Consider the following 26729-nt stretch of genomic DNA (forward strand, 5'->3'; position numbering starts at 1 on the left):
AAATAAAGTATGAAAAAATGAGGTTAATTATGAAGAAAAACAAAAATCGCCCTCAAAATTCATTTTGGAGGCAAAAATGAGAGTTTAAATTGATGGTGAGATCATAGAGTGGGATTGGTTACATCAATCCCACTCTCATGTCTAATATGTATTACTCATTATGCATAAAATTCTGGCTCTCTAGGAAATTCAGTACGGTCTGCGAAAACTCGTGATGAGATTCTTTCGTATACTTGGCCATGGTATAGATTTGAGCTAGATTCTTTAAGCCTAATCGTTCTGTCATTTCCTTCAGCCTAGGGACATCCATATAACGTTTCCAGCCTTTTTCATCTCTTTCTTTATATATTTCTAGAATTTCTTCATCGGTATAATCACGATATTGATCGTAGTGAACAAGTCCCTCCCTTGGCAGTCGATCACGTGGGGCTGGGTTTTCTGCTGGATAGCCTAATGAATAACCCACTACGGGTACGACATTTGGTGGTAGGTTTAGCAGTTCACCAATTTGATCGCAATTGGCTAGTGTTGAACCCATATAGCAAATGCCAAGACCAGCATCCTCTGCGGCTAAAGCACAATTTTGTGCTGCCAACGTCGCATCAATAGCACCAATCATAAAGCTCATGAAGTTATCAAAATGTACGGGTGCATCATTAAGCGCAAGCCATTTTCTCATTCTATTAAAATCAGCACAAAAGGTTAATAGGATCGGTGCGTCAACCACCATCGATTGATCCATATGTGCGGTGTATAATTTTTTCTTTAGCTCTTTGTCTCTTGTGACGATAATTGAATAAGACTGCATATTGCCACTTGAAGACGCACGAATGCCCGCATCTAATATTTGATCCAGCAGTTCTTGACTTACTTCCCTATCTTCATACTCTCGTATCGATCTGTGGCCATGTATAACATCGTTAAATTCCAAAGAAATCTCTCCTTTTTTATATAACAATAGCAAATCATTTTTTTCAAATCTACAATATCACTAAAAGGAGGAAAATAGTATGTGCTAAAAGAATTAGAATAAAGGATTCTATAATTAGAGGTGAAAATCATGTTAACACAAAAAGAAATATCAGCCATAAAAGAACTTCAGGAAATCTGTGAGAAAGACGGAGGATTTCAACTAAAGCTAAATTACGACATGCTTAAAAATAGAGCAGGACAGGATAAGGAAGACTTTTTTCATTATGAAGATGACAAGCTTGTCGGTTTCCTCGGCAGTTATGATTTTGGCAATAAAGTAGAACTTTGCGGAATGGTGCACCCCAATTACCGCAGAAAAGGAATTTTCACTAGATTACTTGAACAGGGAATTGAGGAAGTAAAAAGGCGAAATTTCAAGAAAATTTTATTAAACGCCCCAACCTCTTCTCAATCAGCGAAGCGATTTTTGTCGACGATTCCTTGTACCTTTTACGTAGCAGAATACCAAATGAAGTGGCAAGAAGTGGCTCTTACTGAAGATCCTTCTGTTACTCTAAGGCTCTCAACCACAACAGAGGATTTCGAAGCAGAAGTTCAGCTGGAGGTCTCTGCTTTTGGATTTAATGAGGATGAAGCAAGAAAGTTTAATGAGCAAATAAGAGAAAACGGAAGTGAGCAAAACTTTATTATTGAAGCAGATGGAAAAACAGCCGGAAAAATTCGCGTGGATGAAGCAAATGGTGAAGCTTGGATTTATGGTTTTGCCGTATTCCCCGAATTACAGGGAAAAGGAATTGGTAGAAAAGCATTAACAAAGGTTGTCAATTTGGCGGTCCAAAAAGGACTTTCTGTTTTTCTAGAAGTCGAGGCTAAAAATGCACATGCCCTAAAGCTGTATGAATCATGTGGCTTTAGAAGCTACCACTCACAGGATTACTATAAATATACTATCTAGCATCAAAGTGTTATAGTAATATTATAAATATTACAAATATACACACTGGGGTTGAACATCATGATACATAAACTAGAATTAAAATCCGAGAACCTACACGGGTCCTTCAGCAAGGACTACCAACCAATTTTAACAATTGATTCCGGTGACACCTTACAGGTTAAAACCCCTGATATTGAATGGGGATATTCTAGTTGTAAAAATGAAGAAAGAGTAGTTTTTGAATCAGCGGTTAATGAAGCGGACCGAAGACATCCAATGATTGGTCCAATCGCTATTCGTGGGGCAAAGCCTGGAATGGTGCTGGAAGTGAAGTTGAATGATGTCGTGCCAGGCTGGTATGGACGCAATTGGGCTGGCGGATTCAAGAATTGGCAGAATGATAGTGTTGGCTTATCTGAAACCGCAAGAATTCAGGTGGACTGGGAGTTAAATGCAACCACGATGACTGGAACTGCCCAAATTGGTGGGAGGCAATTTCACGTTGGACTGGAGCCTTTCATTGGATTAATGGGTGTTGCACCATCTGAACAAGGTGTTCATGTCACCTCCCCTCCTCGTTATTGCGGAGGAAACATCGATTGCAAGGAATTAGTCAAAGGCAGCACCCTGTATTTGCCGATTGGGGTAGAGGGGGCATTATTTTCGATTGGGGATGGACATGCCCTACAGGGGGATGGCGAGGTTTCCGGCACAGCAATTGAGTGTCCGATGGATTTAGTCGATGTGACGTTGATTGTTAGAGATGATTTAGAATTAACCATGCCTCGTGCAAAGACTCCTTCAGGTTGGATTACCTTTGGATTTGACGAAGATTTGAATGTGGCCGCTGCCACTGCCTTAAATGACATGGTGGAACTTATCCAAGAGTTTTATGGTATTGAAAAGGTCGAGGCTATGGCTTTGGCTAGTGTCGCAGTTGACCTGAGAATAACACAAGTGGTGAACGGTGCCAAAGGTGTGCACGCATTTTTGCCCCACGGCTCCATTAGATAATGTAAAAGGTGACGAGGATTCTCTAAAGGGTTCCGTTGAGGTGCTTTCTTATAAAAAGACACAAGTATTGACGTATGAATTGGCATACGTAAGCTGGTGGATACATTGCCGCTGATTCCCGCTGTTAGGCTCAAGAAGGTCCGCACTTATCGGTTGGGGATCTGGGTTATGAACCCGAGCTGGTAAATAGGCGGAAAAATTCCGCTTAATTAGTAATTCTTACTAAAAATAGCTTAAATAGGCGGAGAAATTCCGCCTATTAACTCGAAAAAGGGAAAAAGGGAGGTTTTTATTTGCATAAGCGGAAAATCTCCGCTTATTTTACCTTGAAACGAGAGCCATTCTAAATTTAACCGGAAAATCTCCGCTTATTTTACTTTTGCTGTTTACTCGATTTGAACAAAACTCTACTTTTATAAGGGAGTGGGTATAAACCGTATCACAAGTAAGTGAGGTTTTATACAATAAGGTTGTTTTATTCCTAATAAAGAAACTCGCCAATTACTATGGCGAGTTTTACTTTTTTATATACCAATATCGATGCCAATATGACTGTCATTTCGATACACATTTTAAGAAAAGCATTTTAAATCGGCAACCTTTAGGATTACTCGCCACCTTTTACAATTTATACCTAACAAAAATAGTAGTTCCTTCTGGTCCAGTCTGGATGTCGATCTTTGCCTGATGACGGGCAGCAATAGCATAGCAAACCCCTAATCCCAAACCTGTACCCTTGTCCTTCGTAGTGAAAAACGGTGTACCCAATTTTTCCAATACTTCTGGCTTTATCCCTTCTCCTTGATCCTGAATCGCAAGAACAACACAATTATCTTCCATATAGGTTTTAATCGTGAGTACCTTTCCTTCCATCATAGCCTCCAACCCATTACGATAGAGATTAATTATTAACTGCCGTGTTTCATTCCGATTTAACAATAATTCCGGTATATCCTTCGTATCAATCTCCACATATTTATTTTGGTTGAATGCATCCACCTGGATTAATGGGGTCATATCATGAAGGATCGTATTCAGGTTTAACTTCTGTAAATCGGACGACCTAGTATTACTCATCGACAGGAATTCTGAAATGATATTGTTCGCACGGTCCAGTTCATCAATCATGATATGTAAATACTGCTGATAGCGCTCAAATTTATCTTCTTTTTGTAAAATTTGCAAGAAGCCTCGGACGGTTGTCATTGGATTTCGAATCTCATGACTGATTCCCGCTGCCATTTGCCCAATTAAATCGAGCCCAGATAATCGTTTAAACTCCCTCTCGTATCTCTTTTTCTCCGTAATGTCTTTAATCAAACTACAGATGCCATCACCATACGGGTAGACTACCACGTCAAACCATTTATCCGTATAGACTGCACGTGTTTCAAAATGAACCGGTAAGCGATCTGACATTACTCTATGAAACTCCCTGTAGAAGTCTGTATTCATATATCTAGGGAATTCCTCCCAAATAACCTTTCCTAAAATATCCTCAGCCGTTTTATTTAACGGAAGATGCTGATATTTATTGATATAAATATATTTCCATTCCTTGCTTAATACGATGAATCCATCAGTAATACTTTCTAATACATTATGATTTCTCTCATTAGCAATGGCTAGTTCTCTATTCTGTGCTTCTATCATATTCTCGAGCTTATTCATATATAGAAGGCTTGAGAAGGTAGAAGCTGTAGCATCGACGATTGATTGTGCCAACTGGAGTTGTGATTCTGTGTAAACTAGAGAATTTTTTCCAGTATGAGCCACACCTATAATCCCAAGGACTTCCCCCATTGAAACGAGTGGAATCATAAACAGACCTTTTATGGAAAACTGGCGGCAAATCTCTTGGTTTAGTCTCTCATCAGCCGCTGCATCAGGGATTAAGATAGCATTTTTTGTTTTCAAGACGGACTCAATTACTTGATCACTACAGGGACCCATTTTTTCGAAGGTCTTTTTCCAGCTTATCTCCGTCCTGTTACTCTCCTTCCATTGCCTTACTGTTCCATCAACAGTCGTACCTATTATGTGGACCCCGATATGGTCGTAATTTAAAACCCTTTTTAAGTAGCGGAAACAGGTCTCTAAGCTCACTTCCATGGACGAGCACATGGAGAGATCTCGCGTGACATCGAGCAATAGCTGCTTTTCAGAAATCAGCTTTTCTTTTTCGGCTAAATTAAGAGCATTTCGAATAGCCACGGCTGCCATATTTACATAGGCCTCCACGGTTTGAATCTCTGACTCTGTTAAATTCATCGGTATCCCCACATCAAATAGGAAAACAAGACCATATAGCTCCTGTTCAAAAGAAATAGGAAGCACTAACAACGAGTTAATTTTGAATGCTTTTACCGCATTAGGATCTGGTCGATGATCCTTTGAGGTATCGGGAATATAGATGGTTTTTCTAGTTTCAATGACTTCTTTTGCTAGTAGATCGATTTCCGTATCGATCACATGCATATCTAATGTCCAGTCGTTGATGTACTCTGGTTTACCTACATATCCTCTGAAGGTTCCATCCTCTTGTGGCAAATATATACCAACCGCATCACATTGAACGATTTCCTCCGAGATGGCTGTTGTTACTTGCTCCAATACATCTCGTAATTCGAGCTTGGTATTGATTAATTTTGTTATGTTTGCAAGTCGAGAATACCTCGTTTGATCCTTAAACATCGCTTGTGCTCCATTCCCTTGGCATGAACCCTCGTTTGGTTATATACAACCGAACTCGTTCTGTACAATTTCCGACAAATTATCTTAATATTTTTATTTTACAATATTTGCATGATTTTGGTCTAGGTAGCGATTAATTAATTCAATAAATAGGAGGCTTGGGCTACTCTTCTTGGGTGTGAAAGACAAAATCTTTCATCTGAGCCTGTGAAATGTCTTTCATCATGTCTATGAAAGACAAAACTCCTTAACTGAACCTTTGAAATGTCCTTCATCCTGGCTATGAAAGACAAAACTCATCAACTGAACCTTTGAAATGTCCTTCATCCTGGCTATGAAAGACAAAACGATTCACATCTTCCGACGAAATGTCCTTCATACCTCCTCCACCTCCTCAAAAAAAAAAACTCTTGAGAATTAACGGATTCCTTTTCCTATCACAAAACATTAATATACAGCTACAATTTTTTGTAACATGCTTATCAAATTGCACCGTATTTGAGTTGCTTTTTGTTTATAACATTATTAGGTACTTGTTTAAGGATAAGTAAGAAAATAAGTATATCTACAGATGATGATACAGCGTTGAGCAAAATCAACATTTTTAAAATTGGTGTCAGTAGTCCCAATCCACCGAGCATGATTGGCAAAATGATAGAAATTATTACAAAAGGGGCAATAGTAATGAGTATGTATCTTGATTTTACGATCTCTTCTTCCGTTACCACAAAACCTCCAAACCAGGTAAGACCGATAAACGTTTTTTCAGATTTTAAAAAATTTGGAATGAGAATCAAATGAAGGATTTCGTGAAAGATTACCAAAAAGAACAGAAAGATAAATATGCCCCAATTTACTGTTATAGTTAAGGTTCCCTCTTTAAAACCAAATTCTTCAAGAGATATCCCCGAAAAGATATTTATGACCTCGATTGAAATAAGGGCATTGATAATCATAAAAGGAATGGATAAAAAAGCAGCCATGTTCATATTTTGTGGTTCCTTAATTAAAACCCATCCCTTGTCTAATAAGGCTTTATGTAAATTCTCATTACTCTTTGGCAATTTGTTTTGGATTTTCATTAAAAGATCCTTCCTGTCTCATTTATCGTTTTAGTGACTTAAGTAAAATCAGAAATTATGTTTTTTTGCCCTAAAATGAGTGCTACTGCCCATTATCAGGCCTCCTATAACGCCCATTAAAGTTCCAATGATAGCCCAATGGGTTGATAAATATATACCAAACATAAACATTACTAATCCAATAAAAAACAAAGTCATCCCCTTATTCATACTTCTCCTCCAATAACGATTATTAAAGTTAATTATAACTATTTTTTATACCAATTCTCCTACAATTATTAATTATCCTTCTTGAACAAAACTGACCGTTACTTCAATAAGAAAAGACGATACTTCGTTATTGAAGTATCGCACTCCGTTACTTAAAGTACGATACTTCACAATCTTACTCAACGAAAAAGGCAATGTCCATTAAACATCGCCAAAATACTTCTATAATATATTAATCTTCTGTTCCTAATACATCTGTATTTGGGGGCTCATAACCCATCTGACGGAGCATTGCTACTATTTGTCCCTTGTGATGAAACTCGTGAGTGATGGTGTGCATTAGCAATTTACAAGGAGTAATAGATAATAGTTCAGGTGCTTCTCTCCAAGGGATTTCTCTCTCAATTAGCATGTTTAAATTTTGTCCATGTAGTTCTAATAATTCATTTACTATTGAATCCACTTGTTCAAATCGTGCTATTATTTGCTCTAAACTGAGATTTTGTAATTCTTCCCTTGTAGTAAGTGGTTTTTTCGTCTTCAATAAAACAAATGAGCCAAGCCATGCAACATAGCAATCAGCTATGTGAACCAATGTGTCTCTTACACTTTCCCAACCGAATCCATTTGTATGTGTAAAATAATTAGGATCTAATTTCCCACAAAAATCTAACAGAGTTCCTCTAGTCTGTCGAACCCATCCATATTCTTGTTGAAGCATCCAAACACCCACCTTTAACAGATATAACTACTTATTCTATACATGTATAGAATAAACCTTTCTTTACTGACTAAAAAAGGATCGCCGCAGCAATCCCTTCTTAAACTCAATTCTTAAACTCAAGCACCCGTTACTTTAAGTGCACTATTTCACAATTTTTTTGTGAGATTAGAAAAAGGCAAACTACATCTTGAAGAATCACACCAGTTAAGCTATAAATGTATCCCGATAATAATCGGAATTACTGAACCACCCGCATCGAACCATGTTGAAGTTTCTTTGTAAAAAACTTCCACAAATACTGTTTTTATCAAAACTACACCTTGTTTCTCATCAGTAAAATCTTTTGATTTAAGAGGTTTCTAATTTTTTACATATTATTCACCTCTGAGAGAACAATAAAAAAAATGTACAAGTTCGTTTATTGGAGGAAAAATCTTGGAGACAAATAACCCCATTCGATTAACTGCTCCAGAAATGGCAAGCCTTTGGACTCAATACATTTTTGATACCATGTCCATTTGTTTTTTTCGTTATGCACTGGAGCATATCGAAGATCCTGATGTCAAATCGATTTACCAAACATCCTTGGGAATATCCCAAAAGCATGTTCAAAAAATTACAGAATTCATGTTAAATGAAAATTATCCTATTCCACATGGGTTTACAGAAAAAGATGACGTAAACATTCAGGCACCTCGTCTTTTTCAAGACCCGTTCTACCTAAATTATATTTATATCATGACTTTGCAAGGCATGACTGGATATTCTTTGTCTGTTGGTACTTCCGTTCGTTCTGACTTACGGAAGTATTTCATAACCTGTATGTCCGAAACGATGGAGCTTTTTGATCAATCCATTGATTTAATGCTTTCGAAAGGACTTTTTGTACGACCTCCTGTTATTTCACCACCCGAATCAATCGATTTTGTAAAGCACCAAAGTTTTTTAACGGGATGGTTGGGAGATCGTCGTCCTCTGAATGCTATCGAAATAGGAGATATTACTTTCAACATGCTCAAAATGCATTTACATGCTGCTTTAAAAGTGGGATTCATCCAAGTAGCCCAATCCAAAGAGATTCGTCAATATTTCATGAGGGGTCTTGACATTGCCAATAAACACATAAAAATATTTGAATCGGTATTTAAGGAAGATAAATTGAATTCGCCTGTTTCTTGGCAATCGATGATCACGAGCTCTACTTCTATGACCTTTTCAGATAAATATATGATGTACCAAATTCTATTGTCTACACAATTATCCATTTCATTTTATGGCTCCGCTTTGAGTGTCAATTCAAGAAGAGATTTAGGTGCTCATTACATACGACTAATTTTAGAACTTTTACAATTTGCAGAAGACGGAGCAAACCTAATGATAAAAAATGGATGGTTAGAGCAGCCTCCAACAGCAAGTGACCGTGACTCGTTCGCCAACAGGAAGGAGAAATAAATAATCTGTAAAAACTGAGATTCCTAGCTTTTTCATTTGCTGCTCATAAGGCAAAGAAAACAAAATTCCATCTCCCTTGTTCCACTAATCTGCTTCGTAAGTGGAACAAGTCCTTTTGTTCTATTGCACATTTTCCTCGAAGTATGAAATTACGAATAGTAAATGGTTTTTTTATTCAAACTATACTTATTACTAAAGGGAGGTTCTGTTATGCGTGATAATACCAATTTGGCTGTTTTTGTCTTTTTTTCACTTTTAGGCTTTGTAGCAACAATAATTTTTAGCAGTGTCATAATATCTCAAAATAACCAAATTAAATCAAAACTTGAAAACGCAAAACAAACGTGATTCCTTTCAAGAAAAACTTGAGGGGATTTTTTATGTCATAATATAGTTCAAATGCGTCCTATTATTCAACTAACCTGCTTACGTTAGTTCAACAAGAAAAAATGACCGCCGCAGCGATCATCATCCTTAACAAAAGCTCCCGATAGTAGTTTAAGTACACTCCTTCACAATCTAATCTTAAACAATGTCAATCAGCTTTTTAATCGCACTGACTACCACTTCTGGTTCATCATTTTGTATATAATGAGCACTGTTTTCAGCAATCACTAATTCACCATTAGAGGATATTTCAAGACTCTCTCTCTGCATTTCATCCCATAACTCTTGGGATTCCTTTGAATAATGAGCTTTCTTACCAGCTGAAAGTACAATTAGTGGTACATTTAATTTAAGTCTAGTTTCTTTTAACTGCTTTAAGCTTTCCATAAATTCATCATAATTGCCTTCATAAACGAATTGCTTGTTGTATGCTTGTTGGAAATCTTGCGACATCGTTGGGAGAAATCTTTCTCTGTAATCTTTAGGCGTAGAGTCAACCAAGACAAGTCCACAAACTTCATTTTGATATTCAGTTGCAAACAACCGCATATTTACTCCACCAAATGAATGACCTACTAATATGTAGGGAGCTTTAATCTTGGCTTCAATAAGAAGTTCCTTCAATTCTTTTACCATCTCACGGCTGGTTCTGGGGTTAGAACTTGTTTCACTTTTCCCAAGTCCTGCTCTATCATAAATTAGAACAGTAGTGAGCATTGAAATATCCCCAATTACTGAATCCCAAGCCTTGGAAAAATCTCCATATCCAGCATCCATTACGACTGTTGGTTTTCCGTTATTTTCCCCCACCAATTTAGCATATAGTTTACAACCATTTATTTGCACAAACATTTCTTTAGTCATTTAGTCCATTCCTCTCATTTTGCCAACTATCAGTAGTTAATACTTAACAATATTAACACTCCTTTTTCATCTAAACTGCTTCGTTACTTCAAAAAGAAAAAAGGACCGCAACATTTACGATCCTTCTTAAACTCTTGCCAACTGTTAGTTTAAAAACCATTTCTCCCGCGGTATAGGAAAGTATTCACCAGCGACAAGTTCTGGAGGTACGGCTTTGTCAATTTGTAAAAGGTCGTCTGAACTTAAATTCAGGTCAAGTGAACCGAGTGAATCCTGAAGTTGTGATCTCTTTCTTGCTCCAACTAATGGGATAATATCTTCACCCCGAGATAGAACCCATGCGATAGCAAGCTGCGCAACAGTTACTTGCTTTTCTTTAGCAATTTCACGCAAGGACTCTACAAGGGCTAGGTTCTTTTCAAGGTTTTCATTGGTAAACCGCGGCGCATTAACGCGCTTATCATCCGAACCAAGCACTCTCTCTTTAGACCATGTACCACTCAGTAACCCTCTAGAGAGAACACCGTAAGCCGAAAGCGAAATGCCTAATTCCCGTAAAGTAGGCAAAATAGTGGTCTCAATACCCCTATTAAATAGTGAGTATTCCATTTGCAGCCAACTAATAGAATGTACAGCGTGTGCGCGACGAATTGTATCTACTCCTACTTCAGAAAGACCAATGTAACGCACATATCCCTTCTTTACCATATCGGCAATTGCACCAACCGTTTCTTCAATTGGTACGTTTGGATCGATGCAGGCTGTGCCTGGTTGATAAAGATCGATGTATTCAACACCTAGACGCAGTAGGGTATCCTCAAGGAAATTCTTTACTGTATGAGGGTGGTTATCACTCTTTCGATGACTCTTGCCCTGAGAATGGAGCTTGCCATCGAATTTTACTGAAATGAACACATTTTCTCGTTGGATTCCTTGGAATGCTTCACGTAGAAGTAATTCATTGTGTCCATCGCCATAGAAATCCCCTGTATCAAAGAGTGTAATGCCTTCCTCAAGTGCTGCGTGGATTGTTGCAATGCTTTCGCTACGTTCAGCATTACCATATAGCCATGACATCCCCATACAACCGAGACCAATCTCAGAAACCAGTGGACCGTTATGACCAAGTGCTCGTTTTTTCATTGACACATTTCCCCCTCGGCAGTCTAAGTGATCCAATCTGTAACCAATTTCGTTCTGATATCCCGCTCCTAACTGCATATCGAAAAATAACAAATAGAACAACTAAACCAACAAAAGACATAAAATATTGAAAGAGGACAATCACTATTACATAGTAATTCTTCATAAATATTCACTACTTTAACATTACCATAAATCGGTAAAAAAGTGGGATATATAAATGAATCAAAGGCAATGTCAGCTCTGAGGTTTTGATGAAGTTTGAGCCTTCCTTCTTTTGTATAGTCACATATATCTTGACTGAAGTTCAAAGCATTACTTGTTTGTGTATCTCCGAAGAGAAATATATGCAAACCAGCAATTTTATATGTTTTTTTATGAACTTAGGTACATTTCAGCCGACTTCACCTAGCTTCATACACGTTCGGGCTACTACCATTCCGTGCATGTAGGAGTATCAGATAACTCGTTTCAGCTCAACATGACGGCTCTCATTCCAAGTTTCGATTAATCAGTTATAATTGCCTTTCAGCAATCCTCCTTTTTCGTGCTTTGGCACTTATAAGGAAACGTTTCGCACAGTACATCTTTTCACAAACTTTATTTTTCTTAACATATGTAGCCAATGATAACGTCTATTAAATGCATTTTTTTAATTTGTATATCAAATTGTGGTTGTAATTGTAGGGGTATAACAGCCATTGTCCCCCTACAATTTGAGGGCATTTTCCCATACAAATTTTCATGAAATTTCCGCACTAATGGCTGTACACCAATAAAAAATGAGTGCCAATTTCATATGCAAATTGACACTCATTTTATCTTACATTTTTATTGTTTGCTATAGGAAACGGAACCCATTACTTGAGAACTATCTTCTTTCCCAACAGTTCACAAGAGCCTATAAAATTTTTACAAGCTAACTAACATCTTAAAATCCTCAATAAAAGCTTCTACCTGATCCTCTTGTGTTGCCCAGGAAGTTACAAGGCGAATGGCAGAATGCTTTTCATCGACCTTTTCCCACACATGAAAAGCATACTTCTTTTCTAATTCGGCAATGATTGAATTAGGGAGAATCGGGAAAATTTGATTCGATGGAGAATGGATTAGAAACGGAATATCTGCCTTAGTTATTTCATCTCTAAGCCTACCTGCCAGCTTATTCGCATGCATCGCTAAGTCAAAAAACAGATTATCCCGGAATAGCTCAAGGAACTGAATACCCATTAATCTTCCTTTAGCAAGAAGTGCCCCTTTTTGCTTAATATGATAACGGAAATCCTCTTTGAGAGAATCACGGCATATGACTAGAGCCTCTCCAATAAGAGCTCCGTTCTTTGTTCCGCCAATATAAAAAGCATCAACAAGTTCAGGGAGATCGCTCAATTTCAAGTCATTTTCGTCAGAGCAAAGCGCAGACCCTAATCTCGCACCATCCATATATAAAATGAGGCTGTTCTCACGACAGAAATCTCGTAGCTGCTCTAGTTCTCTTTTCGTATAAACTGACCCGATTTCAGTAGAATTCGATATGTAAACCAGCCTCGGTTTTACCATGTGCTCATCTGGATGGCCCTCTAGTACAGCCTTCACATGAGTGGGTGTCAGTTTTCCATCTACACCATCAATAGAAATGATCTTATGTCCCGTTGCCTCTATGGCACCCGTTTCGTGCCCTAAAATATGACCGGAACTAACAGCCATTGCTGCCTCATGTGGTCTCAAGAAAGCAGAAATAGCGGTCAGATTTGTTTGTGTGCCACCTGATAATAGGTGGATATCCACATCCGAACGTCCCATTTTTTCCTTTAACAACTCAATTGCCTGTTGCGTAAATTGATCTTCGCCGTAGCCATCCGCCTGGGTCAGGTTAGATTCAAGTAATGCATTCAAGATTCTAGGATGTGCGCCTTCGCTATAGTCGTTCTTAAAGCTGTACATATTGTTGCCTCCGTTTTATTTTCATGAATAGTTCTATTTTTTATCCTACCATATCTATTATCGATTCCTTCAATATAATGTTCCGCCAGACTACTACTTTAGGTACCAAATTCAATGTAAAATTACATTTTTCTATCGAAGTTACGATTTATCAGCGGATTTTAATCTTTTATCAGCGAATTTAAGATTTTATCAGCGAATCAATTAATCAACAATTAATTTTGTGGGCCCAAAAAGAATTTTTAATTCTTTTAATACAAACGTTTCACGAAAAACCCATCTATTCTTGGGAAATTGATCCATTATTTTTTCGTTTTCCGCAATGGCATCATCAATTGTTATCCATTTTGGTATAAAGCCTTGTTCATATTCATAATCATCTAATTGTTGATCTATTTTTTCCTCTCCCACTAATTCACAAATAAAATAGTGGGAGGTCATTTTAAAATATGCATTTTCTTCATACTCATCTATACGCTCTTCAATCACCACACCTATCTTTTCTTTCACTAGACAGTTGGTGTATCCCGTCTCTTCGGCTATTTCACGTAAAAGTGCTTCTGTGTGAGATTCATTCCGTTCAACCCCACCTCCAGGAAATTTATAATCTCCCCTATTTGAGTGAATGAGTAGAAAGGTATTTTTATGTAAAATTACAGCCCTGACGGCTTCTCTGTTGTTAATCTTCCATCCTTTTTCATCGATGTCATTGCTTCCTAAACGTTTATAAAAAATCATATATTCTCCTCTTATCTATGTTACTAATTATTGAAAGCCTCTAGTTTAAATACTTCATTCGCTTCCCACTCTTCACGTAAAAGTCCCATCCTAATAGAATCATAGTATGTTCCATTGTAGTAACGAACCTTCCTAATCCTAGCTTCCATGATCATCCCGAGCTTTTCGCCCACCTTTATCATTCGTTTATTTCCCGACCAAGTAGTGTATCCTACCCGAACCAATGGTAAAGAGTTAAAAAGATGATTGATTAATAAACGAAGGGCTTGTGTGCCATACCCTCCGCTCCAATATTTTGGGTTATAAATAACTATCCCCATTTCCAGCCAATTTGAAGGTTTATGCTCCCAATAGTATCCCATTGTGCCTATTACCTCACCAGCCACTTCAATAACCCAGCGGTCATCTTGTTCAACAATAGCATCTTTTTGTCTTAAATATTCATCATAAGGCAATTGCTTATGTTCAAAATATGGTGCATCCCACTTTTTCCATTCCGGCGATTTCTCTTTATAAATCATTTCCCATAGTTTGGGCAAATCCTTTTCCATAATTGGGCGAATAACTAAATCATCAACTTTGTAATACACAGGATCCCTCCGGTTTCGTTTACTTCTTTTTTTATATTTCTCCATGAAAGGTGTTTATCCTTTTATTCGGAAAAGGACAATTCCTTTTGGTCTTGAATGGTACTTAATTGTAATATGATTGTATTAGAGTTTTTGAGGAATTTGCACTAGTTAATGAATATTAAGTTTAGTTTTAAATAGAATAGGAGGATTTCACATGAAAGCAGTCGTCTCCCACAAATATGGTCCACCTGAAGTGCTTCAATTAACTGAGATAGATAAACCCGTACCTAAGGACAATCAAGTACTCGTAAAAATTCATGCAGCATCCTTGAATTATGGAAACTTGGTTCTTTTAAAGGGAGAGCCCTTCTTAGCCCGTTTTGCTTTCGGACTGACAAAACCGAAATACCGTATACCTGGTGGTGACATCGCAGGACGGGTGGAAGCCGTTGGAAGGGATGTTAAGCAGTTTCAAGCAGGTGATGAGGTTTTTGGTGACCTTTCAGGGTGTGGTTGGGGTGGATTTGCTGAATATGTAGCTATTCCTGAGAGTGCCTTAGCATTAAAACCAGCGAATCTATCATTTGAGGAATCGGCAGCCGTTCCTATGGCAGGGGTTACCGCTCTACAAGGGCTGCGGGATAAAGGTGAGATTCAGTCAGGCCAAAAGGTGTTGATTAATGGCGCTTCTGGTGGTGTGGGGACTTTTGCTGTTCAGATCGCCAAGGCATTTGGAGCCGAGGTAACCGGTGTATGTAGTACTAGAAATATAGACATTCTACGTTCCATTGGGGCGGATGATGCGATTGACTATACGAAAGATGATTTTACGAAAAAAACGAAGAACTATGACCTAATTGTCGGTGTTAATGGACATCACTCTATGTCAGCTTATAAGAAGGTTCTAAAATCAAATGGGAGATTTGTTCACGTTGGTGGTTCCGGCTCACAGATGTTTCAAGCAATGGCCCTGGGTCCTTGGATTTCTCTGACTGAAAAAAAGAAAATGGGTACCTTTTTACAAAGAGCTAACCAAAAAGACCTGATCTATTTGAAGGAACTTATTGAAGATGGAAAAGTTAAGCCGGTAATCGACCAATGTTTCAAATTAAGTGATGTAAAAGAAGCATTCGAGTATTTTGCAGAAGGCCATTCACAAGGAAAAGTTGTAATAACTATGTAAAATTGAAAAGGTGGCTCATTCCTCCTAACGAGCCACCTTACCGTGTTATTTCAGTCTTTAATGCTTCCATTTATACAAGAGAGTAGCCATTAGGTTTGCGCCGATAAACAGGATGTTTCCTTGTGCATTATAATGTAGCTCTTGATTTTCGAAACTCATCTTATCATAATATTCCCCTTGACTAAGTCCAAGTTCTTGACGTTTTTTATCCTCTTCTTTTAGATGTTTAACATACTTATATTGCACGGGTAAAAGAACGAGCGATAACAAGAGGTATGCACCAATAATTCCTAATGTTGCATATATACCCATATGAAATCCTCCCCTCTATTCATGAAAAATTTTCCTTATTACATAATACGTATAATTAATATATAAGTTTCATTTTTTAGCGAATCATCGAATATCAAATAAAATGGCTCTGTTAGAACTGGATGTTGATTTCACAGTGTTTGAAAAATAAAGGGAAAAATTCCGCTTAAATTGGGAAATACCCTTATTTCCATAAAAATAAGGGGAGTTTTTCCGTTTATATGCTCCAAATCGATGGATTTTGTCTTGTTTTAGAGCAGTTAAGCGGAAATGCTCCGCTTATTTCTGCCTCTTCAGCTTACTTTTTATACAATAGCCGGAAATTCTCCGCTTATGAATTCTCCTACCTACACGAAAATCAACAATGAATGAAAACACAGCCAATAAAACAAAAGGAAAATTCCTCCATTAACTACAAACCTTAAGCATTTACCGGTTCCTTTTCTTTGGTAAGCAGGCTAACGGCTACTTCACCCAATGCAGAGGGATGTTTAAGGAAGGCGGTAATTTGGTATGTTTATCCCCTTTTGCCGCATTTACTTGTGCTTGGGTCAGGAATATACTTCCATGTAGATTTGCCCCACTGAGGTCTGCATCCCTTAAATCTGCGCCAATAAAGTCAGACATTCTCAAATCAGATTTTCGAAAGTTAGTTGCGATTAGAAGTGCCCCTCTGAAATTGCTTCCTCTAAGGTCTCTTCCGCTTACATTTGCACCGATCAGATCTATCCCCTTTTTAAGCTTGCTAGATTGTTTTTTATCCCTCTTTATTTTTGCTCGCACAATTTCACTTGTCTGAAGCAACAGATTATTTACCCTCGCTCTATGGCTCGGTATATCAAGACCTAAAATTTCGTTTGGGCTCAGATTGGTTAGTTGTTCGGTTTCCTCTATTGCATGTTGTAATTCCTCATAAATCGGAAGAGTTTCTTCTATACTCAGTGCCTCATTTAAGTAAAGAAGCATTTCATGGAGCTGTTGCAAGAGTGGAAAGACGTCAAACATTTCTTTAGCTATTTCTGGATTTTCACGCCAATCCTGACCATTATACGTGACTTGTGATATTTTTTGGCCCGCACCAAAGCACTCAAATACTGTACACCCTTTAAAGCCCTTGTTTCGTAAATTACTATGTATGCTGCAACGATAATTTGACTGCAAGTTTTTACAAGGTGTCCCCCCATCCTTGTCAAAGGCAAAATCAGCTGATTTGGCATAGGGTAAAGCTACACAACATAAGCCAAAACAGTTATCGCAGTCAGGTTGTAAACTATTTAAAACATCATTGGACATTAGTTGTTTTGACAATACTTACACTTCCTTTTACAACCTTTTAGATATTTTAACCAATGTAATATTACCATATTTTTACTCACTAAAAGAGGGGGAAGACTGAAAAACACACAAAAGAACAAGCAAAAAAGCGTTTCTGCTCTTTGAACAGAAACGCTTCTTTTTTTATTGGTAGTGATTTAAATGTTCTATTTGATTAAATGAATAGTTTGCCATCGTTTGTATATCATTGTATTTTGATCTTTTGTTTCTTGCCTTCATGACAACGGCGATAATTTCCTTGTCTCCCTTTTTTAAATATTCAACTAGTGTATGGTTTGCGGCATTTGTAAATCCAGGTTTCCCCGCAATGACGTTAGGCAAAGCACCGATATTGATTAAATTACGGATGATTTTTTCTTGCCTGCTCGTTTTAATGTCGGTGGTTTGTGTCGACATGACTTTTAGTACCATCGGGTGTTTAATCGCTTCTTTCGTAATGATCGCCATGTCATAAGGCGTTGTATAATGGTTAGGATGATGAAGACCGTTAGAGGTGACGAAATGGGTGTCTTTGAGATTCCATTGTTGCACTTTTTGGTTCATGAGATCTGCGAAACCTTTCTCACTTCCTGCGACGTTTTCAGCAATAACAACTGCGACGTCATTCGCACTAAGCAATAACAAAGCTTTCATTGCATCCTGTTTCGTCATCCTCTCACCTGCTCGAAGACCCAAACAGAGACATTCTTGATTTGCAGCATGCGGACTAACCGTTAACCATTCTCCATCCTTCATTCGTTCATCTAAAATTGTGGCAGTTAAGACTTTTGTCATACTTGCAGGATAGGCTTTAGAATGAGCATTTTTGTCGTAAATAATCTCTCCAGTCTTGGCATCTATGGTGACTCCATACTCACCTTCAATTTGTGGAGGTGGTGGTGATTGAATCTCAACCTCCGCCGAATTACCCTTCATTATGAGCATTCCATTCAATATCATAAAAACTAATAGTGATGTTGCAACAATTTTCCCGATGTTTGTCATGATGTACCTCCAGTAGAACGAACCTCAATTAATATCCGTTTTATTTTGTCCCCATTTTAGTGTTTTATTGCGTCAATAATTAGGGATGGGAAGACTAGTTTATCCCCTTGATTTCTTGGATCATATTTTTTTGATCGAAAGATTACACCTTTTGTTCCGTCCCACACATTGAAATGAAATTCACCATTTTCATCACAATATTCAAGTAAATGTACTTCAAATCCAGCTGTTTTAAACATTTTCGTCAAGGTTTTATAATTATGAACAATTTTATGACTCGCAGCTAGATGGTCTAAAGGACCAGGTCCCCCTACCTTAACGATGTTTTGATAGTTTTCGTCTGGAAAGAATGCATCTGGGACCGCTCAACGAATGTATCCAGCTGGCTTTAAAAACCTATAACAAAGCTTTGCCGCTTCTACTCCCTTTTCAAATGTAAGATGTTCCCATACGTGTTCCGCCAAAATGGCAGTTATAGAAGCGGGACTAAACCGAGTGGTCCAAGTTGATTCATCTAGTAAGTTTAGTTCCTCTTCCAGGGTATGAAGCCATCCAGGATTATTATTATATTCACCTGCCCCAATCACTAGTTTGATCTCTATTTGTTTTACTTCCATGGGTTCTCCTCCTAAAAAATTCGTTTTCACTTAATCACTTTTAAAATACAAAAAATGTTCACAATCTATAAAATCAATTTCCCTTTTTCGTGATTTATATCACATTTACTTGATTTAAAATCAATTAAACTAATTTTAAGTTAATTCTAAGGGGGATTTGAAATGATAGTAGCTTGGTTAATTACCATTGGTTTATTTTTGATGTGTATCTATGCAACAATGGTTATTATTAATGGACTCAAAGAAAAGGATCAACTTGACTTAGCTGAATTGCAATCACAACTTAAAAAGATAACAAAGAATAATGATAAAAAAGATATGAAACTAGCAATATAAATGTACAGGAACTAAAAACAACTTCAAATTGGAGTTGTTTTTTTAGTTATTGAAAACTAGTTGATTCCTTGGGTCAAATCGCTGATTTTAATTTTCCAAATCATGTGGTCTAAGCCTTTGCCCCAATAATCTTTTAACAAGTAATCAGGTTCCCCAAATTTCTTTTTCCAGATTTGTTGTGCCTGGACATACCCGCTATCTAAACAAAATTCCTCTATTCCATTATTTTGGAGTGTGGAATACATTGATTTCAATAATGAACTTCCAATTCCCATTCTTTGATACTCCGGAAGGACAAATACAGTACCTACTTCATGCAGCCCTTTAAAAGCATTCTTTGTACATTTACATATGAGATCGCTAGCAGGACCGTATTCGATGGAGCCCACAATTTTGTCGGAATGCAATGCAATCAAAAAATATCGATTTGCACCATTGCTAGCAAAATCACTTACTAAGTAATTTTTCTTACTTTCAATTTCAGCTTCGATTTCCTCAAATTTCTCTCCAATACCTTCTTTAGTAAACGTATCAATTATGACTTTTTCAAAGAATTGATTTAACTCATTTGTGTCCTCAATTCTCGGCCTTCTTATTTCGATGTTTAACACCTAAAAGCACTCCTTGTTCCATTATTAACTTAGATTTCTAGGTATACCTTAAATTTCCCTCCTTATATGACTAGTTACCGATGGTTCACTTTTTCTCTTTAACGGGTACTAGTCGCACCGACTAGGTACCGTTGGTTCATTTTTTCCTCCTGCACGGGCACTAGTCACACCGACTAGGTACCGTTGCTTCTCCTTTTCCTCCTTCACAGGCACTAATCACCCACCATTTTTTCACATTAAAAATACGCCCCTGTATAAAACAGAGACGCAATCGTTACTTTTTTATAGTTTTTCCCCATTTGTTTCAATAACATCTTTATACCAAAAGAAAGATTTTTTCTTTTTCCTTGCTAATGTCCCGCTGCCAACATCATGTTTGTCTACATAGATGAACCCATATCGTTTTGAGTACTCACCTGAAGACATACTCACCATATCAATACATCCCCACGTTGTATATCCCATGAGCTCAACCCCATCTTCAATTGATTCCCCCATTGCTCTAATGTGATCACGAAGATAATCAATTCGATAGTCATCATTGATTGAGCCATCCTCTTCTACCTTATCATAGGCACCTAAACCATTTTCAACAACGAAGAGTGGTACTTGGTAGCGGTCATACAATTGGTTTAAGCCTATCCGCAAACCAACGGGGTCGATTTCCCAACCCCAATCACTTGCCTTTAGAAAAGGATTCTTTACTCCTCCGATGAGATTTCCTTGTGCATTCTCTAGATCGGACTTCTCTTTTTTCTCGGTACGGGACATATAGTAACTAAGTCCAATATAATCGACAGTCCCCTCCTTAATTAATTCAAGGTCACCCTCCCGAATGTCTAATTCAATATTATGCTCTTTGAAAAAGCGTTTGATAAATGCAGGGTATTCCCCACGAACCTGAACGTCCGCACAAAAATAGTTGAAAAAGCGTTCTTCTTGAAGGGCATACATGACATTTTCCGGATTGGAATCATAAGAATAAACAGGTGCATATAAAATCATACAGCCAATTTGTGCATCTGGAATGATTTCGTGACAAGCCTTTACAGCAATAGCACTGGCAACAAATTGATGATGGTATGCCTGGAAGGTTGGCTGGTACTTGTCTTCTTCTTTATGAATAGCGAAACCAAGCCCCATGATTGGCATAATTAATCCACTATTAATTTCATTAAATGTCATCCAGTATTTTACTTTGTTTTTATATCGATTAAAAATGGCATTTACGTATCTTTCAAAGAAGGTAACTACTTCACGATTTCTCCAGCCGCCATATTCTTTTACAAGATTTACAGGCATCTCATAGTGAGAAATCGTCACAACAGGCTCAATTCCATGCTTATGCAATTCATCAAAGACACGGTCATAGAATGCCAGGCCTTCTTTATTCGCTTCAAGTTCATTTCCATTTGGAAAAATTCTTGTCCACGCAATTGACATACGGAACACTTTGAAACCCATTTCTGCAAATAAAGCTATATCTTCCTTGTAACGATGGTAGAAGTCAATTCCTTCATGGTTCGGATAGCTGTATTTCTCTCTGTCGATTTCAAAATTAAAGCCTGGGGATTGCAGAATGTTTAGTCTTTCCTTTCCACCTGGAAGAACATCGGCAATATTTAATCCTTTATTACCTTCATCAAATCCACCTTCCATCTGATTGGCAGCCGTTGCTCCTCCCCATAAAAAACCTTTAGGGAATTGATAATTATTCATAAGAGTTACCTCCTGAAATTTTTTCCATAATCCTTACTATTTGTTTGTTGGCTAAATTCTATAAATAACTATAAACGAATAATAACGACCTTTACCAAGACAGTAAACAGTAGAGGAGTATCCAGTTATTAATAACGAAAGTAGTCATTTGTTTCATACATGTAACACTGTGTTTTCTTGTGCTAAAATGGGGTATAGATTAATGGAGATTAAGGAGAATTACAAAACATGCTTTCAAATGAGGTTATCGCTTCTTTCAATGAATTAGAAACTTCCTTATACAACTATATTTGCCAAAACGGTGATAAGGTTGCTTATATGCGAATACGTGAGCTTGCTGATGAAACACATGTATCAACAGCAACCATTTTACGTTTTTGTAGAAAAGTAAATTGTGAGGGTTTTTCCGAATTTAAAGTGAAGCTTAAAATGCATTTAGAAGGAAATAAAAAGACGGTTATAAAAAGTGTCCATCATTCAGTGGTAGAGTTTTTTGAGCGGACGCTAAAAGGTGATCTAGAAGTAAAAATCAAACAGGCTGCTAGTCTTGTTAACACAGCAGAAAATGTAATTTTTATCGGAATAGGAAGCTCAGGTATTCTTGCGGAATATGGGGCGAGGTACTTCTCGAGCTTAGGGAAGTTTTCATTGTATATTAAAGACCCGCACTTTCCGATTCACACCAAACTCCGCAATAACAGTGTAACGATTGCGTTGTCAGTCTCAGGAGAAAATAATTTTACCGTCACTCATTTAAATCAACTTAAACAAGAAGGTAGTAAAATTATTAGTATCACAAACAACAAACTCTCAACCATTGCAAAAATCTCGGATATCAATATTCCTTATTATGTAACTGAAGAATTTGTAGAAGAAGCGAATATTACTACGCAAGTACCTGTTGTTTATATTTTGGAGTCTATGGCCCGTGAAATTCATAAACTGAATCAATAGGTGATTTCTTAATGACCTATTTGGGTTATAAAATTAGCTTATTTTATTAGAGCGGTACCATATGAATTATCGATGGCACAAACCCATTAACCTTGTGCGTTTTTATTAAATACATAGGTTGCTTTTCTTTCCATAGAATACTCTGAATCCTTTTTGTTATCGGCTTCGAGGAGCGTTTGGGAAATCACTAACGCCGTGTCCCCTGCTTCTAAAATAATCATTTCCCCCTGTGTAGGAACAATACTGTTATTGAAATAGTTTGCTATTGCGATAAATGCCTTTTTGATTTCGTCTTTACCTCGAGCAATCATACCTGGCTTTACAACCAGAATGGCATCATCGGTGTAATAATTCATAAGCGTATCAAAATCTTCCTTCTTAATTGCTAAGTCACACTTTTTTATTACCTCTTTCAATTCGTGTTCCAATACTTTCCCCTCCTATGTAAATATTTTTAGAATATAAAGGTAATTCGCTAAATTAAATCTATTCCCTTCCTCTTAACTAAGACCTATGTAATGAATTTTAAATTGAAAAAGGATACAATACTTTGTAGAAACTTAAATTAATTCAAAGGATGTAACAAATGGAATGGAAACCAGATAGAGAATCTAAGAAACCCATTTATAAACAACTTGCGGAGTATATTGAAAAAGGGATTGCAGATGGCTCTTTTCCGCCTGATAAACCCTTACCATCTGAAAGAGGCTTGGCCAAAGAGCTTGGTGTCAATAGAAGCACAGTGGTTTCTGCTTATGACTTATTGGAATCAAATGGACTTATTGATCGAAATAGAGGCAGTGGAACGACAGTTAGCAAAGATATTTGGGGCATTACCAAGAAACGGATACCTAGTTGGAACAGGTATATTGAGGCAGGTCCGTTTTTGCCCAATTTGCCAGTTACACAAAGATTACATAAAGAGACGGCAGAGCAAAAACTAATTAATTTGGCCAGTGGAGAATTGTCAAAGGATCTATTTCCGATGACCTCCCTAAGAGAAATTACGGCCAATCGATCCTTTATTGGTACCTTAGGATATGACCATCCTCAAGGAAATCCGATCCTGCGGGAAACACTTGCTAAACATGTTGAACAGTTTCGCAGCATAGAAACGGACCCATCATCGATTTTAATTACCTCGGGGGCACAACAAGCATTGCATCTAGTTGTTCAATGTTTGTTAAAACCTGGTGACGCAGTAGCGATCGAAGATCCTTCGTATCATTACAATCTGCCCGTATTCAAATCAGCAGGTATCAAAACATATTTTTTAAAAGTGGATAAGGACGGGATTAACCCGCATGATATAACCGATTTATATAAAAAACATAGAATACGGATGATTTTTTTAAATCCGATCTATCAAAACCCAACTGGCACCTTAATGTCAGAAAACAATCGAAAAAAGGTGCTGGAAATATCATCTGAATATGGAATTCCCGTTGTGGAGGATGACCCATATAGTTTAACCTCTTTTTCAGGGAAAAAGATGCAGACTCTTAAATCATTAGATCGTTACGGAAATGTTTTGTATATTAGCTCCCTAACTAAAATTATTGCTTCAGGTTTAAGAATTGGTTGGATTATAGGACCAAAAGCAGTTATTGAGAGATTGTCTGATGCCAAACAGCAAGTCGATTTCGGGCATGCAAGCTATTCTCAATGGATAGCAAATGATTTTTTAGAATCTAAAGATTTTGAATCCCATCTAAACTATTTAGTTAAGCAATTAGAAACTCGAAGAGATCAAATTGTTCTCAGTCTTCATTCCTTTTTAAAAGAAGAGGTTGATTTTCATGTTCCTGAAGGCGGGATCCATTTATGGTGCAGGATAAAAAAAGAATATAATGAAAATCAATTGCTTGAAGAATCTATTAAAAGAGGAGTCATATTTGTGCCCGGCTCAACTATGGGCTCTGAGAAAGGATTTGTCCGTTTTACCTTTTCAAGAGAAAAAGAAGAGAATATTCATGAAGGAATCAAACGATTTGCTGATGCCCTTAATGCTGTTACAAACTAATTTTCATAAAGATACCTAAAAGTGGCTAATTAAAGGAAAACTTTCTACTATTGAGGAGTTTTCCTTTTTCATTGACTAATCTGAATCAAAGATCATTATTCAATTGTATTTTTCATTGCATTGTACATATTTGCTACGTGTTCATCGACTTTATCTCGTGACATGCGTAGTCGTTCCACTGAAGTACCATAGCCAATTTCTTGTTTACCCGCTTCTAATCCTTTAAAAATTCCATCTGCGAATTCATCTACCGGTTCTCCATGAGTATGCAAACCTGCCCCTCCTAAATCTGTGTTCACTGCAGGAGGAGCAACTTCAATTACTTCTACAGATGAATCAGAAAGTTGGTGTCGTAAACTCATTGTAAATGAATGAAGTGCAGCTTTCGTTGCCGAATAGATTGGAGCAATGGCAAACGGTGTAAAAGCTAACCCAGATGTAACGTTAATGATAGTCGCCTCTTCTTTTGAAGTAAAAAATGGAGCAAACAGCATAGACAAATGGAAAGGTGCTTCAATGTTAGTTGTGATTTCTTTATTGAAATAATTCCAATTATTCTTCGCATCTGCTTTTAAAACGTTAAAACGTTGTTGAATCCCTGCGTTGTTCACTAACACATTCAATTCTGGATAGTTTTTTGTTACCCAATCAAACAATGATACACGCTCAGATTCAGTGCTTAAATCACATACATGGGTAATAAGGTCCGGGAATTTTTCTTTTGCATTTTGAAGTACATTTTCACGTCTTCCAGTAATGATGACTTTATTTCCAGCTTTAATAAAACGCTCTGCGAAAGCTAAACCTATCCCAGCACTTCCACCTGTTATAAGTATTGTATTTCCTGAAAGATTCATTTTAGTTCCTCTTTCCAACTAAATTCTTCACTTAATAAAAACAATTTTACTTTTCTGGAACTATGTGTTTTTTATAACGCACATTTTTCAACTCGAAAAATTTTTCGTCGGGAGACCTCAAAATTTATCTTTCCTTGTCAACAGGATTATGATACGACTTAAACCGCGGTTCAAGTCGACAATAAAACAAAATATGTTGCGTTATTTTATTTTCGAAAACAAAAAGCACCGCAAATGCGGTGCAAATTGTTATGCATTTTACTATACATTTTTTGGTGTAAATTCTTGTTTTGTATTAGTTAAGGACGGTTTTTTTACAACTTTAACTGCATCACTCGCTACTGAAAAAGAACATTTTTGTAGGCTGTCTGAAGAAATACTATATGCCGCTACTTTCTTCTTAGACTGTTTCACCACTTCCACATGATCTTCATAAGGGAACACAAACAACCTAATGGCATGTTTACCTTTCTGCGAATCAATAACTATTGGAGGTCCACTGTTCTCGGGATGTAAATAAAAATCCTCTGTTCCTGGGAAAATATACTGCTTATTTAAGAAAACAGCTTCATTAAAATCATTAATAATCTGTTTCTTTTCTTCGCCTTCTATGAGTTTTCCTTCAAGGGTTACCGTTACCTCCTGATCAATCAGTTTAGAATGAACATCAAATTTTTTGATAATCCATTCCACCGGACCAGTTGGAAGACAGGTCATTAAAATTTTAAGCAAGCTTATGACAATGATTGAAATAATTGTCCACATCATCATTAATCATCTCCGTTATCATAATAGCCGTAGAAAAGAGTCGGCACTGGTCAATGACCACTACTCCGACTAATTTAGCCAGATGTAAATTCCAAGTGAAGTTAACGCTATAAATATAATAACTACGTATATTAGAGTCAAATTAGTTGTATTTCTTTTTGTAGAACTACTATAGTTTTCATCCGGTTTTTTCGTTAACAACAAGGTCGAAACCACGGAAATAATTAAGATTAAAATAACCAACCCAAACATAATATTCATACTACACCTCTTGCATTCTTTTTGTCTATTAATAAACTTAATAATAACCTAACTTTATAGATTATTAACCATCCA

At 37.1% G+C, this 26729-nt stretch carries 25 protein-coding genes and 1 pseudogene; 8 read left to right on the forward strand and 18 right to left on the reverse strand.

Translation table 11 applies throughout. The features are described 5' to 3' along the window. Positions 1-151: 151 nt before the first annotated feature. On the reverse strand, positions 152-931 hold the full coding sequence (locus AA0X95_RS17205) for a nitroreductase family protein (protein WP_413299934.1): 780 nt from the start codon (positions 929-931) through the stop codon (positions 152-154). Between the two features lie 129 nt (positions 932-1060). Between AA0X95_RS17205 and AA0X95_RS17210 the strand changes: the two genes are divergently transcribed. After that, positions 1061-1888: a GNAT family N-acetyltransferase gene (locus AA0X95_RS17210; protein WP_413299936.1), complete on the forward strand. Its 828-nt coding sequence runs from the start codon at positions 1061-1063 to the stop codon at positions 1886-1888. Between the two features lie 60 nt (positions 1889-1948). Further along, positions 1949-2884 (forward strand): acetamidase/formamidase family protein, encoded by a 936-nt coding sequence (locus tag AA0X95_RS17215; protein ID WP_413299938.1) that lies wholly within the window; start codon positions 1949-1951, stop codon positions 2882-2884. Between the two features lie 621 nt (positions 2885-3505). On the opposite strand, the gene AA0X95_RS17220 is transcribed toward AA0X95_RS17215, so the two are convergent. From AA0X95_RS17220 to AA0X95_RS17230, 3 genes are all read right to left on the reverse strand, one after another. Next, positions 3506-5578, reverse strand: a complete 2073-nt coding sequence (locus AA0X95_RS17220; RefSeq protein ID WP_413299940.1) for a GAF domain-containing protein — start codon at positions 5576-5578, stop codon at positions 3506-3508. A gap of 482 nt (positions 5579-6060) precedes the next feature. Then, entirely contained in the window at positions 6061-6660 is a 600-nt protein-coding gene (locus AA0X95_RS17225; RefSeq protein WP_413299942.1) for a DUF3267 domain-containing protein, read from the reverse strand. A 442-nt stretch (positions 6661-7102) separates the two neighbouring features. Continuing rightward, positions 7103-7591 carry a DinB family protein gene (locus AA0X95_RS17230; protein ID WP_413299944.1) on the reverse strand — a complete coding sequence of 163 codons (489 nt, stop codon included), beginning with the start codon at positions 7589-7591 and terminating at the stop codon, positions 7103-7105. 438 nt (positions 7592-8029) lie between these two features. On the opposite strand from AA0X95_RS17230, the gene AA0X95_RS17235 reads away from it, so the two are divergent. Then, entirely contained in the window at positions 8030-9046 is a 1017-nt protein-coding gene (locus AA0X95_RS17235) for a DUF3231 family protein (protein ID WP_413299946.1), read from the forward strand. Positions 9047-9256: 210 nt separating this feature from the next. Then, on the forward strand, positions 9257-9394 hold the full coding sequence (locus AA0X95_RS17240) for a hypothetical protein (RefSeq protein ID WP_186328945.1): 138 nt from the start codon (positions 9257-9259) through the stop codon (positions 9392-9394). Between the two features lie 177 nt (positions 9395-9571). Here AA0X95_RS17240 and AA0X95_RS17245 read toward each other — a convergent pair whose 3' ends face one another. The 5 genes from AA0X95_RS17245 to AA0X95_RS17265 form a co-directional block, all read right to left on the reverse strand. Further along, on the reverse strand, positions 9572-10297 hold the full coding sequence (locus tag AA0X95_RS17245) for an alpha/beta fold hydrolase (RefSeq protein WP_413299948.1): 726 nt from the start codon (positions 10295-10297) through the stop codon (positions 9572-9574). 144 nt (positions 10298-10441) lie between these two features. Further along, a complete protein-coding gene (locus tag AA0X95_RS17250; protein ID WP_413299950.1) occupies positions 10442-11440 on the reverse strand; it encodes an aldo/keto reductase in 999 nt (332 codons plus the stop codon). 912 nt (positions 11441-12352) lie between these two features. Beyond that, positions 12353-13384, reverse strand: coding sequence for a threonine aldolase family protein (locus AA0X95_RS17255; RefSeq protein ID WP_413299952.1), 1032 nt, complete (start codon positions 13382-13384; stop codon positions 12353-12355). Positions 13385-13588: 204 nt separating this feature from the next. Beyond that, the gene (locus tag AA0X95_RS17260; protein ID WP_413299954.1) at positions 13589-14122 is read right to left on the reverse strand and encodes an NUDIX hydrolase; all 534 of its coding nucleotides are present in this window, start codon (positions 14120-14122) and stop codon (positions 13589-13591) included. A gap of 23 nt (positions 14123-14145) precedes the next feature. Then, a complete protein-coding gene (locus AA0X95_RS17265; RefSeq protein WP_413299956.1) occupies positions 14146-14712 on the reverse strand; it encodes a GNAT family N-acetyltransferase in 567 nt (188 codons plus the stop codon). Positions 14713-14908: 196 nt separating this feature from the next. Between AA0X95_RS17265 and AA0X95_RS17270 the strand changes: the two genes are divergently transcribed. Beyond that, a complete protein-coding gene (locus AA0X95_RS17270) occupies positions 14909-15877 on the forward strand; it encodes an NAD(P)-dependent alcohol dehydrogenase (RefSeq protein ID WP_413299958.1) in 969 nt (322 codons plus the stop codon). A gap of 57 nt (positions 15878-15934) precedes the next feature. Here the strand turns inward: AA0X95_RS17270 and AA0X95_RS17275 are convergent, their stop codons facing one another. The 4 genes and pseudogenes from AA0X95_RS17275 to AA0X95_RS17290 form a co-directional block, all read right to left on the reverse strand. After that, a complete protein-coding gene (locus AA0X95_RS17275) occupies positions 15935-16189 on the reverse strand; it encodes a DUF3949 domain-containing protein (RefSeq protein WP_413299960.1) in 255 nt (84 codons plus the stop codon). A 465-nt stretch (positions 16190-16654) separates the two neighbouring features. Further along, positions 16655-17497: a pentapeptide repeat-containing protein gene (locus AA0X95_RS17280; RefSeq protein WP_413299962.1), complete on the reverse strand. Its 843-nt coding sequence runs from the start codon at positions 17495-17497 to the stop codon at positions 16655-16657. Positions 17498-17647: 150 nt separating this feature from the next. Continuing rightward, positions 17648-18508, reverse strand: a complete 861-nt coding sequence (locus tag AA0X95_RS17285; protein ID WP_413299964.1) for a D-alanyl-D-alanine carboxypeptidase family protein — start codon at positions 18506-18508, stop codon at positions 17648-17650. A gap of 56 nt (positions 18509-18564) precedes the next feature. Beyond that, a pseudogene (locus AA0X95_RS17290) lies at positions 18565-19125 on the reverse strand (class I SAM-dependent methyltransferase). Positions 19126-19287: 162 nt separating this feature from the next. Here AA0X95_RS17290 and AA0X95_RS17295 point away from each other — a divergent pair. Then, positions 19288-19461 carry a hypothetical protein gene (locus AA0X95_RS17295; RefSeq protein WP_413299966.1) on the forward strand — a complete coding sequence of 58 codons (174 nt, stop codon included), beginning with the start codon at positions 19288-19290 and terminating at the stop codon, positions 19459-19461. A gap of 56 nt (positions 19462-19517) precedes the next feature. Here the strand turns inward: AA0X95_RS17295 and AA0X95_RS17300 are convergent, their stop codons facing one another. Both AA0X95_RS17300 and AA0X95_RS17305 read right to left on the reverse strand, forming a co-directional pair. After that, positions 19518-20072: a GNAT family N-acetyltransferase gene (locus AA0X95_RS17300; protein ID WP_413299968.1), complete on the reverse strand. Its 555-nt coding sequence runs from the start codon at positions 20070-20072 to the stop codon at positions 19518-19520. A gap of 282 nt (positions 20073-20354) precedes the next feature. Then, positions 20355-21791: a glycoside hydrolase family 1 protein gene (locus tag AA0X95_RS17305; RefSeq protein WP_413299970.1), complete on the reverse strand. Its 1437-nt coding sequence runs from the start codon at positions 21789-21791 to the stop codon at positions 20355-20357. Between the two features lie 228 nt (positions 21792-22019). Between AA0X95_RS17305 and AA0X95_RS17310 the strand changes: the two genes are divergently transcribed. Next, positions 22020-22745 carry a MurR/RpiR family transcriptional regulator gene (locus AA0X95_RS17310; protein WP_413299972.1) on the forward strand — a complete coding sequence of 242 codons (726 nt, stop codon included), beginning with the start codon at positions 22020-22022 and terminating at the stop codon, positions 22743-22745. Between the two features lie 86 nt (positions 22746-22831). Here AA0X95_RS17310 and AA0X95_RS17315 read toward each other — a convergent pair whose 3' ends face one another. After that, a complete protein-coding gene (locus AA0X95_RS17315) occupies positions 22832-23173 on the reverse strand; it encodes a YybH family protein (RefSeq protein WP_413299974.1) in 342 nt (113 codons plus the stop codon). Between the two features lie 158 nt (positions 23174-23331). Here AA0X95_RS17315 and AA0X95_RS17320 point away from each other — a divergent pair, with 158 nt between their 5' ends. After that, entirely contained in the window at positions 23332-24768 is a 1437-nt protein-coding gene (locus tag AA0X95_RS17320; RefSeq protein ID WP_413299976.1) for a PLP-dependent aminotransferase family protein, read from the forward strand. A 95-nt stretch (positions 24769-24863) separates the two neighbouring features. Here the strand turns inward: AA0X95_RS17320 and AA0X95_RS17325 are convergent, their stop codons facing one another. After that, positions 24864-25625 (reverse strand): SDR family oxidoreductase, encoded by a 762-nt coding sequence (locus tag AA0X95_RS17325; protein WP_413299978.1) that lies wholly within the window; start codon positions 25623-25625, stop codon positions 24864-24866. 261 nt (positions 25626-25886) lie between these two features. Next, a complete protein-coding gene (locus AA0X95_RS17330; protein ID WP_413299980.1) occupies positions 25887-26396 on the reverse strand; it encodes a YfmQ family protein in 510 nt (169 codons plus the stop codon). Between the last annotated feature and the right edge of the window lie 333 nt (positions 26397-26729).

Source organism: Neobacillus phoenicis, assembly GCF_047302305.1.
In the GTDB taxonomy this organism is placed as follows: Bacteria; Bacillota; Bacilli; order Bacillales; family Cytobacillaceae; genus Neobacillus.

Coding starts and splice junctions, on each gene's coding strand:
- AA0X95_RS17230 (WP_413299944.1), bottom strand. CDS start 7,591: ATGCTTCAACAAGAATATGGATGGGTTCGACAGACTAGAGGAACTCTG.
- AA0X95_RS17310 (WP_413299972.1), top strand. CDS start 22,020: ATGCTTTCAAATGAGGTTATCGCTTCTTTCAATGAATTAGAAACTTCC.
- AA0X95_RS17215 (WP_413299938.1), top strand. CDS start 1,949: ATGATACATAAACTAGAATTAAAATCCGAGAACCTACACGGGTCCTTC.
- AA0X95_RS17220 (WP_413299940.1), bottom strand. CDS start 5,578: ATGTTTAAGGATCAAACGAGGTATTCTCGACTTGCAAACATAACAAAA.
- AA0X95_RS17285 (WP_413299964.1), bottom strand. CDS start 18,508: ATGACAAACATCGGGAAAATTGTTGCAACATCACTATTAGTTTTTATG.
- AA0X95_RS17255 (WP_413299952.1), bottom strand. CDS start 13,384: ATGTACAGCTTTAAGAACGACTATAGCGAAGGCGCACATCCTAGAATC.
- AA0X95_RS17270 (WP_413299958.1), top strand. CDS start 14,909: ATGAAAGCAGTCGTCTCCCACAAATATGGTCCACCTGAAGTGCTTCAA.
- AA0X95_RS17325 (WP_413299978.1), bottom strand. CDS start 25,625: ATGAATCTTTCAGGAAATACAATACTTATAACAGGTGGAAGTGCTGGG.
- AA0X95_RS17275 (WP_413299960.1), bottom strand. CDS start 16,189: ATGGGTATATATGCAACATTAGGAATTATTGGTGCATACCTCTTGTTA.
- AA0X95_RS17260 (WP_413299954.1), bottom strand. CDS start 14,122: ATGATTTTTTATAAACGTTTAGGAAGCAATGACATCGATGAAAAAGGA.
- AA0X95_RS17305 (WP_413299970.1), bottom strand. CDS start 21,791: ATGAATAATTATCAATTCCCTAAAGGTTTTTTATGGGGAGGAGCAACG.
- AA0X95_RS17245 (WP_413299948.1), bottom strand. CDS start 10,297: ATGACTAAAGAAATGTTTGTGCAAATAAATGGTTGTAAACTATATGCT.
- AA0X95_RS17330 (WP_413299980.1), bottom strand. CDS start 26,396: ATGATGATGTGGACAATTATTTCAATCATTGTCATAAGCTTGCTTAAA.
- AA0X95_RS17210 (WP_413299936.1), top strand. CDS start 1,061: ATGTTAACACAAAAAGAAATATCAGCCATAAAAGAACTTCAGGAAATC.
- AA0X95_RS17250 (WP_413299950.1), bottom strand. CDS start 11,440: ATGAAAAAACGAGCACTTGGTCATAACGGTCCACTGGTTTCTGAGATT.
- AA0X95_RS17320 (WP_413299976.1), top strand. CDS start 23,332: ATGGAATGGAAACCAGATAGAGAATCTAAGAAACCCATTTATAAACAA.
- AA0X95_RS17240 (WP_186328945.1), top strand. CDS start 9,257: ATGCGTGATAATACCAATTTGGCTGTTTTTGTCTTTTTTTCACTTTTA.
- AA0X95_RS17295 (WP_413299966.1), top strand. CDS start 19,288: ATGATAGTAGCTTGGTTAATTACCATTGGTTTATTTTTGATGTGTATC.
- AA0X95_RS17225 (WP_413299942.1), bottom strand. CDS start 6,660: ATGAAAATCCAAAACAAATTGCCAAAGAGTAATGAGAATTTACATAAA.